Origin of the sequence: Clostridium zhoujianii, assembly GCF_051590805.1 — a bacterium.
In the GTDB taxonomy this organism is placed as follows: Bacteria; Bacillota; Clostridia; order Clostridiales; family Clostridiaceae; genus Clostridium.
In genome coordinates this window covers 41,115-53,650 of record NZ_JBPUTF010000005.1, presented here as the reverse complement: position 1 = coordinate 53,650, position 12,536 = coordinate 41,115, and the positions used below count along the sequence as shown (strand labels likewise).

Sequence of the window (12,536 nt, the reverse complement as noted above, 5' to 3'; positions counted from 1 at the left end):
TTATATTTGTTACAAATTTATAAAATTACAATTACTTTATAAATAGTCATTATCAATAGTAATAATACAATCATAATCAGGATGAATGTGCTTAACAGAATTGATAATATCTTTTTTTAACTCATCTTCACTCATTACTTTTTTTAGAGTTCCAGAGTGAACGACAACATCAAATATAAGATTTTTGTTATCACCCTCACCAACTACTCTAAAGTCATGCATGGATCTAATTAGTGGATTATACTTAATTATCTTATTAACTTCATTAAATGTATCTTTGATTTCATCACTAGTCACACAGATTGGATCCATATGAATAACAAGATATAAATTAAGTTTATCAGAGATTTCCCTTTCAGCATCGTCTATTACTTCGTGAATCTTAATTATAGATATATCTGCCGGAATTTCTGCATGAATGGAAGCCATACATCTTCCAGGGCCATAGTTATGAATAATGAGATCATGAACACCAGTTATATATTCATAGCTTAAGACCATTCTTTTAATTTCTTTAACTAATTCCGGATCAGGTGCTTCTCCTAAAAGAGGATTAATAGTTTCTTTTACCAAAGAAAATCCAGAATAAACTATAAATAATGCAACTAATATACCGAAGTACCCATCAATAGGAAAGTCAGTGAAATTTGAAGCAAGGAATGATATAGCTACACATGATGAAGTAAATACATCACCTAAAGCATCTACAGAAGATGCCTTCAAAGCAGAAGAATCTATTTTGTTGCCTACAAATTTATTGAATTTTGATAGCCAAAGTTTTAAGGCTATTGAAATAACTAATAGTATAAAAGGAATAGTTTCGAATTTTATACCAACAGGGTTTAGAATTCTTTCAAAAGAAGATTTTACAAATTGAAAACCTACCAGCATAACCATAAAGGCAACAATTAGAGCAGATACATATTCCATTCTTCCGTGGCCAAAAGGATGTTCAGCATCTGCAGGTTTATCAGCCATCTTAAAACCAATAATAGTTATTACAGATGACGCGGCATCTGATAGATTATTAAAGGCATCAGCCATAACAGCTATACTTGAAGCTAATAAACCTACAGATAATTTAATTAAAAAAAGGACTAGGTTTACAATGATACCAATGATGCCACCAAGCATTCCATAGGAACTTCTGACTTTATCATTTTTCACATCATTATTATTTTTAACGAAAGTATTAACTAAAAATTTTGATAGCAATAATAAACACTCCATTCATAAAATTAGTAATTATATATTATTCTATATTACCACAAAAGAAGAATCAATTAACTTATAAAGAATTAGAAAATTTTTACTAAAATACCTCTTTCATATGATATAATTTAATATGTAAAAGATTGTAGTAAAAGGAGTGAGGATTATGACTAAGGTAATGAAGGAAGTAAACGGAATAAGTATTACTAAAAATTTAATAGGTATTAACTATACTAAAGGAATATTCATTAAGCCTAAGTACATAGTGGTTCATGATATTGTAGATGAAAGATTTACTACAATGAGGGAATATAGAAATTATATAGCTAGGGATAGTGGAGCTAAGGTTTCAACTCATTATTTAGTTGGAGCAAGAGCAATTATAAAAATTTTAGAGGATGATTGGAGAGGATGGCATGTTGGAGATGGGCCATCTAAGGAAATTACAAACTCAAATAGTATTGCAGTTGCAATGTTTGTAAGAGATAGAAAGGATGTAGCTAGAACCGTTCAAAATACAGTTGAGTTAATAAATTCATTAAGAGAAAAGTATGATATAAGCATAAAGAATGTAAAAAGGCATTATGATGTTACAGGAAAGCGTTGTCCTAAGTTATTAATGGAAAATGAGGTTTGGAGTAGATTCCAATTAGCTTTGAAGGGGATTTATCAAGAATTAATTCCTAGAGGAAGAGGTAAAATTATTGGAGTGCTTTCATCATTAAATTTAAAGAAAGAACCAAAAGATGACTCAGAAGTAATAGGAAAGATTAAATCTGAGGATAGTTTTTATATATATGCAGAATTTGGAGGATGGGTAAAAACAACCTATGAAACAGAGGAAAAGATTGTAGTTGGTTACTTAAGTAAGGATTATGTTGAGCTTTTGCCACTTGAGGATAAGAAAAAGGATAAAGATCAAACTATAGTTGAAAAAGAAATAGATGAGATAGAGGCTTTGGATCAAATTAGAAAGTTATATAAAAAGCCTAGTGAGACATATAATGCAGTGGCAGAATTAGAGAAATTGATAGCAAGTGAAGAGAAAAAAGTTGAAGGAATAATTACTAAGGCAAAAGTTGAAACTAATGTTGATAAGCCAGTATATTCACCTATTGAAAGAAGAGAGATGAATAATGATGGTGTTGTTGTAAATGTAGATACAAATCTAGGTGTTAGAAGGGGTCCAGGTGAAGAGCATTTTGTAATAGGATACTTATTAGCAGCTCAAAAAGTTAAGGTTACTCAAGAGATAGGAGATTGGTATAAAATAATATATCAAAGTAGCATTGGCAGAAGAATAGGCTTTATAGAAAAAACATTTATTAAGTTGATTTGATTATGATAGAGTATTAATATTAGACTAAAGACAAATTAGAGGAGTGTAGGTCATGGAAAAAGAATTAGCAAAAGAATTAATAGATTTTATTAGTAAAAGCCCAAGTCAATATCATGGAGCTAATACTGTTAAAGTAATGTTGGATAAAGAAGGTTTTAAAGAGCTTAAAGAAAGCGAAAAATGGAAGCTTGCTAAAGGTGGCAAGTACTATGTAATGAAAAATGAATCAGCTGTTATTGCTTTTGAAATAGGTCAAGGTGAATTAGAGGAAGATGGGTTTAGATTAATTGGGGCTCATACAGATTCCCCAACTTTCAAAATAAAACCTAATGCAGAAATGAAAACAGAAAATCATTATGTTAAATTAAACACAGAAGTGTATGGAGGACCAATTCTAAGTACTTGGTTTGACAGACCTTTATCTATTGCAGGAAGAGTTGCAATAAAAGGAGCTTCTCCAATAAAACCAGAAGTGAAATTAGTTAATATAGATAAACCATTATTAATAATACCTAATCTTGCCATACACATGAATAGAAATGTTAATGAGGGCTATGCATATAACAAACAAAAAGATACACTTCCATTATTAGGATTTGTAAATGAAAGGTTTGAAAAGGAAGGGTATTTAATTAACTTAATAAGTGATACATTGGGAGTAAGCAAGGAAGAAATAATAGATTTTGATTTATTCTTATATGAGTATGAAAAAGGATGCTTATTAGGAATGGATGAAGAATTTATATCATCATCAAGACTAGATGATTTATGGATGGTTTTTGCAGGAATAAAGGCATTAATAGATAGCAAGGAGAGCAAATCAACAAAGGTTATGGTTTGCATTGATAATGAGGAAATAGGAAGTTTAACTGCACAAGGAGCAAATTCAGCTTTACTTAAAACTTTATTAGAGAGAGTAGCATTGGCTTTAGGTAAAGATAAGGAAGACTTCTTTAGAGCATTATCTAATTCAATTATGGTATCAGCAGACTTAGCTCATGCAGTTCACCCAAATCAAAGTGAAAAGCATGATCCTGTTAATAAACCATTATTAGGTGAAGGGCCAGTTATAAAGATAGCAGCATCGGGAAGTTACTCTACAGATAGTTATTCATCTGCAATATTCCAAAGCATTTGTAATTCTGCAGGAGTACCATTCCAAAAGTTTGTTAATAGATCAGATGTAAGAGGTGGAACAACAATAGGACCTATGTCAGCGGCAGATTTATGCATACCTGTAGTTGATATGGGAGCTCCACTTATTGGGATGCATTCAGTTAGGGAGCTAGCAGCTGTTAAGGATAATACTTACACAGTTAAGGCATTTACTGAGTTCTATAATATTTAAATATGTTAGGGCTAAGAAAAATAATATAATTCTTAGCCCTATTAAAATGTTTTTAAGTGTGACTCGATGCAATAAGAGTTGATTTAGGAAGTAGGAGATAACCATGGAGAAAAAGAATAATTATAAATTTATATTATATGTAGGGAATTTGTTATTCTTATTATGTCTGTTTATTTTAGATAATAAGTTTATGATTAACCATCTATTTGCAGCAATATTTTTCAGTTTTATATTCTTCCTTTTTAAGGAGGAGAGTTTAAAAAAACATATATATTTAGCAGTTATACTTACCAGTATAATGGGAGCAGCTTTAAAGGTACCATTAGGAGACAATAAAATATTATCTCAATTAAATGTTTACTATATCTATATATTTATTTATTATATAGTTTTATTTATTGATATATATAATAAAAGAGTAAAGGTAAGGGTGACAAGCTTTACAAGGAAGCCAATTATATTGCTTGGACTAGCCTTTATTATTTATGTTTACATATCTATTTTCTGGGCCGGAAACAAAGTTATGGCTATAAAAGAACTTGTATCATACACTGCAATATTTGCATTATCTGTAATCGTAATAATTGAAAATTTAACAGCAAAAGATAGGCGTATAACTTACAAAATTTTATTTTATGTAAGTTTGGGAATATTAGTATATAGTACTATTAAGATAGTGACTGGAATGGCTATAGAACCACGTACAATGTATACAGACTATGAATATTTTTCAGATCCTGCATATATGTATACTAAAAGAATTCCTGTTGTTTTTTATTATAATCCAAATGATTATGCATTGGTTTTATCAATAATATTAGCGAATCTTTTTGTAAGTATTGTAAGGAATAAGAACAGTAATAGAAAAGCAATATTATTATTTGTTATGTTTATAGTAGGACAAATAAATTTAATATTCACGTCCTCAAGAACAGCCTGGATTGGGATTATTATCTCCTGTGTAATAACTTCAGTTTTATATATAGTAAGGAGGAAAATGAATTTACTAAAAAGATCAGGAATGTTGATAGCCTGTATTGGGATTGTCTTTGTAGTACTATATAATTGTCCATTTACAGAAATATACTTCGGAAAGATAAAGAAAGTAGATGTAGAACAAAGTTTAAGTAATAAGGAAAATTACATTGTTACAATAAATGAGTCACTATCATCGAAGAACATTAATGAAGAAGAGCAAAAAAGTCATTTTAGTGGAATAGTAGGGGGGCAAAGTTCAGATAGGACTAGGTTAAATTTAATTATTAATTCATTTAACTACGTATTTAAGGAGGGAAATTTCCTTGGAGCTGGTGTAGGGAATATTAATGTATATAATGAAGAGATGAATAATACAGGTAGTACACATGATCCACATAATTTATGGGCAGAAATACTTGGGGATTTTGGAGTTCCAGGATTTATCTTATTTATAGCAATATATATATATTGCTTTATAAAAAGTATGAAGATGAAAGATGGGGTGCTTAGTGATAGGAACGTCATATCTATAGTAGCAATGGCTATGTTAGTCTTTGGGCCAAGTAGCGTTGTTCCAATTGCGCCATTCTGGATGTTTTTATCATTGATCATATCAACTACACTTGATAAGTCACTATTGAATGTTAATTAAGGTAGATATCTAATTTAAGAAAAAGAAGTGTGTATTTCCTTATTATTGACATATAAGTGGTAAAAGAATATACTTAAAATGTTTTAAAAAAAGTAGAAAGAGGTAATTTTATGGAATTAACTAAAGGCAAGGTTCTAAAAGATCTTATATTAAATATATTAGGGTCATTTGTGCTAACAGGAACTTTACAGCTTATTATATATCCTCTATTAGGCTATAAAATGTCACAGGAGGAATATGGAAGATTATTAACTCTTATAGGTATGTCAAATGCGATAGGCGGAATTTTAGGTAATTCATTAAATAATATAAAGTTACTACATCAAAATGATTATGAAGAAAATGACTTAAAGGATTTTGGGATATTAATCAAAAATATGGTGATAGCTACAGTTATATTGACTGCAGGTGTTGTAATTTTATACAAAGATCAAATAAGCTTAATAAATGCAATTATTTTAATATTTGCAACAGTATTCATAGTACTTCGTTGTTATATATCGGTTTATTATAGAATTAGATTAGATTATTTAGCAATGTTAAAGCAAGTAGTAGCAACTGTTATTGGCTATGTAGTAGGAATAGCTATATTCTTTATTATTCCATTATGGCCAATAGTATTCTTATTAGGTGAGCTAGCAGCATTCCTTTATGCATACTTCACAACAGATTTTAAATATGAGAAAAAAGAAAAGTCTGAGAAATATAATATTGTAGTTAAGGATTTTATGCAAATTAGCTTATCAAATTCTGTTGCTAACTTATTATTGTATTTAGATAGAATAATAATCAATCCTGTTTTAGGTGCTAGCAATGTGGCAGTTTATTTTGTTGCATCTCTTGTTGGAAAAACAGCGGGAATAGTTTTAAATCCGTTATCTACTATAATACTAACATACTTGGCAAAGATGAAGGATTCAAGTTCAAAGAAGAGCTTTATGATTTTATCATTATCATCAGTAGTTATGGGATTAACAATTTTTCTGGTTTCTATTCCATTAACTCCAATTATAATTAAAATATTATATCCAAATGATTATTTAGCTGCTAGTCCATTTTTCAACCTAGCGAATCTATCGGTTATCATAATGATTTGTGGATCATTAATTAATCCTTTATTATTGAAAAATTCACCATTATATTGGCAAAATATAATACAAGTTATATATGGCGTGTTATACATAGGTGGAAGTACATTATTAATGCAGAAATATCAACTATTTGGATTTTGTCTAGCTGGAATAATAGCTAACGGAATAAGAATGTTGTTAATATGGTCAATAGCTTTTTATTATATTTTTATGGGAAAAGAGAAGGAGATTGAAAGTTAGATGGGTATGGAAATAAAAGAATTGCAAAGAATAATATTAGAAATTATGAAAGATGTGGACAAACTTTGTAAGGAAAATAATATAGAATATTGGATATCAGGTGGTACATTGCTAGGGGCAGTAAGACATAAGGGATTTATTCCTTGGGATGATGATCTTGATATAGGTATGCTTAGGGAAGAATATGATAAATTTATAGGTCTATGTAGAGAAAAATTACCTAATTATTTAGAGATGCAGAATTATATTACTGATGAGACAACTCCATTTTCATGGACAAAGATAAGATATAAAAATAGTATATTTTATGAGAATGGATTTAGAAATAGAGAAAAATTTAATGGAGTATTTATTGATGTTTTTCCAATGGATGTTTTTGAAAATATCGAAGAAAGATTAGAATTTAAGAAAAAGTATAAAAAAGTAAAAATGGTAGCCTCAGGAGAAGGTGCTATAGAACGACCGATATTTGCTAATAAAGATATAAATATAAAATTTTTAATACAGAATATTGGTAGTATGATGTTTTTAGGAAAGAAAAAAGAAGATTACTATAAAGAGCTGGTAAAGATTGCACCAGATTTTTGCTTGAAAGAGTATAATAAGGATACGGCCTATGTAGATTATGGGGTTGAAACGCCATATTACACAGAAATAGTAAAATATAATGATATATTTCCATTGATAGAGCTGGATTTTGAAGGTACAAAGCTACTAGCACCTAAAAACTATAAAAAATGTTTGGAAGTGACTTTTGGCTCAAGTTATATGGAGTTACCACCAGAGGGTGAAAGAGTTTGGCACCATAAAGGTTATTATATTGATGAAAATGGATATTATTCGAAATAGAAAATAGAATTATAGACTAAAAATTTAAATTGAGCTATAATTAATATGATTAAAATTTGGAGGAACACAGTATGGAAAAGAATACAATAAGCTTGGCAGAACTAATGTCAGCTTTAAAAAAGAGAATAGCCTTAATAGTTGTAATAATAGTTGCATTTACTGGAGTATTTGGATTAGTTTCATTAAAAACAGAAGATCCAACATATACTGCTAATAGCAAAATATTCTTCGGTAAAGATGTAAGTGGAGGAAGTAGTTACGATAAAGATGATATAACATTTTATGTAAACATTATAAAAACATACGCAGAAGTTATTAAAACTGATGACTTTCTAAAAAATGCACTTAAAAAGGTAGATTTAGAAGATCAGTTTGATGATGTAAAAGGAAATGTATTGATAGAACAATATGAATCAACGCAAGTAGTGAATATAACATATACAGGGAAGAATGCTGAAGACTCAGCAAAAGTAGTGGAAGGTGTTATAGAAGAATTAAAAGAGACTTCTAAGACCTTAATTCCAATCGATAATTTGACAGTTATAGAGGATGTAAAGACAGAGGGAAATTATAAAGAAGTTAATAGAGCGGTATATCTTGCTATAGGATTTGTTTTAGGTACTGTAATAGCGATTTTACTTGCTTTAATGCTTGAATTTATGAAGGTTAAAAAGGCAAAGTAGGATATTAGATTAAGCTTTTTTACTAGAAGGAGTAAATTTATGAGGAAAAAGAAATCTCTAAAAACTTTAATGTTAGTATTAGTTGATATCTTTATAGTATATGTGGCATACACTCTTAGTTTTTATTTTAGATATGAGTTTCATGTTTTTGATGAACATTTAGTTGAGTTTAATAGATATTTTCCAATAATAGCTTTAATTTATGTGTTATTTTTAGCAATTTTTAGGATGTATAGAAGCTTATGGCGAATAGCTGGTATAGATGAGGTAATTTATGGAGCTGTTGGCTGTATGTTTGCTTGTGGGGTAAACCTTATATTTATGGAGGTTTTACCTACAAGAGTACCTAGGCTTGTAACACTACTAGCATGTCTATTTATATGTATAGGTGTTTTGAGTGTAAGGTTATCATTTAGATTTTTTAGAAGAATAATTATATATAGTAACTTTATCTCAACAGAGGGCAAGGACAATGTATTAATTGTAGGTGCTGGTACATGCGGACAGATAATATTAAGTGAAATTAGAAGAGAGAAATCTGAGGAGTATAATTTAATTGGAATAATAGATGACGATGCTTATAAGAAAAATACTTATTTAAATGGAATAAGAGTTATTGGAAATAGAAGAGATATTCCAAGGGTAGTTGAAGAAAAGCAAGTATCATTAATCATTATTGCAATCGCAAGTATTACATCAAAATCAATGCAAGAATTGGTAGATATATGTAAAGAGACTAAAGTTAAGCTTAAAGTTGTACCAGGTATTTCTGAGTTAATGGATGGCGAGATAAAGCTTAATAAAATGAGAGATGTAGATTTAAGAGATTTATTAGGAAGAGATCCTATAGAATTAGATAAATCAGGTATAGAGCAATACATAAAAGGAAGTACTGTTTTAGTTACTGGTGCAGGCGGATCAATTGGGTCAGAATTATGTAGACAAATTGCAAGATTTGAACCGAAATTACTAATACTTCTAGACATATATGAGAATAGTGTTTATGATTTGCAAAATGAGTTGTCTAGAAAGATTCCTGAATTAAATAAAGAAGTGATTATTGCATCAGTAAGAGAGAAGGATAGATTAAATCAAATTTTTGAAGCATACAGACCAGAAGTTGTTTTTCATGCAGCTGCTCATAAGCATGTACCATTAATGGAGGGAAGTCCAGCAGAAGCTATTAAAAATAATGCTGGTGGGACTAAAAACTTAGTAGAGTGTGCTGATTCTTTTGGAGTAAGACGTTTTGTACTGATATCGACAGACAAAGCAGTTAACCCTACAAATGTAATGGGGGCTACAAAAAGATTATGCGAAATGATTGTACAGGCAAAAAATAAGGAAAGTAAAACAGAATTTGTAGCTGTAAGATTTGGAAATGTACTTGGAAGTAATGGTTCAGTTGTACCTTTATTTAAAGAACAAATAGCTGAAGGTGGTCCAGTTACATTAACACATAAGGATATAACAAGATACTTCATGTTGATACCAGAAGCAGCTCAATTAGTTCTTCAGGCAGGAGCATATGCAAAAGGTGGAGAGATATTTGTATTAGATATGGGAGATCCAGTAAGAATATATGATTTGGCTGAAAGTCTAATAAGACTATCTGGGTATGAGCCTCATAAGGAGATTCAAATAAAAGTAGTTGGATTGAGACCAGGAGAAAAGCTATATGAAGAATTATTAATGGATGAAGAAGGGCTTACACAAACAGAACACAAGAAGATATTTATAGGTAAGCCAGGAAGATATAGCTATAGTGAGATAAGTAGCAAAGTTGATAAGTTATTACAAGTGGCTCATAATAGTGATACAAATGTAATAAAAGAAGAACTAAAAAAGGTGGTTCCAACTTATCATAATCCTAAAGATTGTAAAAAAGAAGATCAAGAAATAGCAGTTACAGAGTAGGTACATAGACTTTAGTAGAGTAAGTGAGTGTATGGTAATTGTTAGGGAGGATTAAAATGGAGAATACTCAGATAGAAAGAGATAAAACTAATGTAATAGATATTGAAGTTTTTAATAGAACATTAATAATTACTAGTTTCTTTATATATTTTGTTATAAGACCAATTGATAAGTTTCTAATGATTCATTATAAAATAATACCTAATATTAACTTTACGCTATTAATAATAGTAATGTTGGGAATATATATTACCATTAATATAATAATAAACTGGAGAAACTTAATTAAAATTCAATTCAAGCCTAGCATGATTGCAGGTGCGTGTATCATTGGTGCTTTAGCAATTATTACAATTATAAATGCACCTAGGGCGTTAGAGTATGCATCAATAGGACAATATGTTAATACTATAGCTGATGTTACTATTCAAGGTATATTTTTCTTTATAATTGGAATTAATTATAGATATTTAGTTAAACCGTCAGAGAAGGCTAGAAAAATAATGTATATCGGTTATATTATTTTTGTAGCAACAGTCTTATGGGGAGTAGCTATAAATCCTGATAAAACAGTATTTTTTGTTCATATGGCAGGAGAAAAGTCATATTTTACTTTATCAGATTCAATGGCCATATATAGTTTTTTGATACTAGTTTTATGTAGAAGAAATATTTCTAAGATTGTTGTAGCAATTATGTCAACAGCATGCTTATATGCAACATTATCTAGAACATCATTATATTTATTTGTGGGTATAGCCATATTGTATTTTATTACTAAATTTAAAAATTTCAAACAGGTTATAGCAGTTGGTTGTATACTATCTGTATTAGGTGGAGTAGGAATTTTTTATGTTGCATATAAAGGTGGCCTACATCTTACAAATTCTAGAATGGTTAATTTAATATTTAATAAAGAAAAAGATCAATCCTATTTGAGTAGGCAAGAGATACTTAAAGAAGGAAAAGAGGATATAAAAAACAATCTTTTAACAGGTAAATTATTGGTGGAAGTCGAGAGGGGTAAACCGGGAAAGTATATCCATAATATACTTTCATATTTACAACAATACGGGATTATAGTATTTGTTTTATTCATTGGATTAGTTGCTTATTGTGGATTAAAAACTATAATATTGTTGGTAAAAGATTGGAGAGATGAGGAAGTACTATTTCTTGCCTCTTTAATATTATATACGTTTGTCGCAGTAATATTTAGTAGGGCATATAATTATGTTTATATATGGATGTCAATAGGGATATGTCTAGAAATGGATGTAATTAGAGGTCAAAAGGAGTTGAAAAGCAATGATGGTATCAGTGTTAGTTCCGATTTATAATGAAGAGGAATATTTAGAAGAAGCTATACAGAGTTTTGTTGAACAAGATTATAAAGAGAAAGAAATAATACTGGTAGATAATGGTTCATCTGATAGAACCTTTGAGATTGCTAAAAAATTTGAAGAAAAGTATCCTGAGATAATTCAAGCATATTCGATTGATAAAGGGAAAAATAAAGCTTTAAATTTTGCATTCGAGAGAAGTAAGGGTGATTTGATTTTATTTTTTGCTGGTGATGATATTCTTACGGAGGGATCTTTAAGAGAGAGAGCAAAGGCTATGGAGAAATTTAATCCATTAACAGATATGGCTGGTGGATATGCAAAGCTAAAAATGATTTCAAAAAATCCTAAATTTGATGGTGTGGAAGTTCCTAAAGCTGGTATAGCAAAAGGTACAGCTTCGGGAGGCACGATTGTAATGACAAGAAAGTTATCGGAAAAGGTATTCCCGATACCGGAATCATTACCTAACGAAGATCAGTGGATGACTTTATGTATTGAGAATTTTAATATACCAATAGTACAAATACCAAAGATAGTCTTAAATTACAGAATACATGAACATAATTCAACAGCTTTTGTACAAGATTTTGCAATAAGAAACAAAGCACTGACTGCTAGATCTAAAGTATATCAATTATTTTTAGATAAGTTTGGAAGTGAGATATCGGAAGACAAACGAAGATATGTTGCAACACTTGTAGAACTAGAGAAGTATAGAATTGAGGGTAAAGTATTCAAGATTTTAATGGCTAAGAATATTGGATTAAAGTCTAAGTTATCATGGTGTGCGTATACAAATAAGTTTCTTTACTTTATAAGATTTAAATTTTATAAATTATTTACAGGAGTTTAGATAAATAGACCTAGCGATGCTAGGTTTT

Annotated in this window: 10 protein-coding genes; 9 read left to right on the top strand and 1 reads right to left on the bottom strand. The window is 29.7% G+C overall.

The window, feature by feature from the left end; translation table 11 throughout:
• Positions 1 to 36 precede the first annotated feature (36 nt).
• Positions 37 to 1,215, bottom strand: a complete 1,179-nt coding sequence (locus ACSYT2_RS17055; protein WP_438385264.1) for a cation diffusion facilitator family transporter — start codon at positions 1,213 to 1,215, stop codon at positions 37 to 39.
• A 163-nt stretch (positions 1,216 to 1,378) separates the two neighbouring features.
• On the opposite strand from ACSYT2_RS17055, the gene ACSYT2_RS17050 reads away from it, so the two are divergent.
• The 9 genes from ACSYT2_RS17050 to ACSYT2_RS17010 all read left to right on the top strand — a co-directional run bounded on the left by ACSYT2_RS17050 (position 1,379) and on the right by ACSYT2_RS17010 (position 12,508).
• Entirely contained in the window at positions 1,379 to 2,551 is a 1,173-nt protein-coding gene (locus tag ACSYT2_RS17050; protein WP_438385263.1) for an SH3 domain-containing protein, read from the top strand.
• Between the two features lie 52 nt (positions 2,552 to 2,603).
• Positions 2,604 to 3,899: a M18 family aminopeptidase gene (locus ACSYT2_RS17045; protein ID WP_438385262.1), complete on the top strand. Its 1,296-nt coding sequence runs from the start codon at positions 2,604 to 2,606 to the stop codon at positions 3,897 to 3,899.
• Positions 3,900 to 4,002: 103 nt separating this feature from the next.
• Complete coding sequence (locus ACSYT2_RS17040) at positions 4,003 to 5,529, top strand: O-antigen ligase family protein (RefSeq protein ID WP_430856940.1); 1,527 nt, start codon at positions 4,003 to 4,005, stop codon at positions 5,527 to 5,529.
• A gap of 110 nt (positions 5,530 to 5,639) precedes the next feature.
• Positions 5,640 to 6,860, top strand: coding sequence for a lipopolysaccharide biosynthesis protein (locus ACSYT2_RS17035; RefSeq protein ID WP_430856939.1), 1,221 nt, complete (start codon positions 5,640 to 5,642; stop codon positions 6,858 to 6,860).
• Positions 6,861 to 7,709, top strand: coding sequence for a LicD family protein (locus tag ACSYT2_RS17030; RefSeq protein ID WP_430856938.1), 849 nt, complete (start codon positions 6,861 to 6,863; stop codon positions 7,707 to 7,709). It abuts the gene before it with no gap.
• 71 nt (positions 7,710 to 7,780) lie between these two features.
• Positions 7,781 to 8,392 (top strand): YveK family protein, encoded by a 612-nt coding sequence (locus ACSYT2_RS17025; protein WP_430856937.1) that lies wholly within the window; start codon positions 7,781 to 7,783, stop codon positions 8,390 to 8,392.
• A 39-nt stretch (positions 8,393 to 8,431) separates the two neighbouring features.
• Positions 8,432 to 10,309 carry a polysaccharide biosynthesis protein gene (locus ACSYT2_RS17020; RefSeq protein ID WP_430856936.1) on the top strand — a complete coding sequence of 626 codons (1,878 nt, stop codon included), beginning with the start codon at positions 8,432 to 8,434 and terminating at the stop codon, positions 10,307 to 10,309.
• Positions 10,310 to 10,365: 56 nt separating this feature from the next.
• Positions 10,366 to 11,649: an O-antigen ligase family protein gene (locus ACSYT2_RS17015; RefSeq protein WP_430856935.1), complete on the top strand. Its 1,284-nt coding sequence runs from the start codon at positions 10,366 to 10,368 to the stop codon at positions 11,647 to 11,649.
• Positions 11,618 to 12,508: a glycosyltransferase family 2 protein gene (locus ACSYT2_RS17010; protein ID WP_430856934.1), complete on the top strand. Its 891-nt coding sequence runs from the start codon at positions 11,618 to 11,620 to the stop codon at positions 12,506 to 12,508. The genes ACSYT2_RS17015 and ACSYT2_RS17010 overlap by 32 nt, the downstream gene beginning before the upstream one ends.
• Positions 12,509 to 12,536 lie beyond the last annotated feature (28 nt).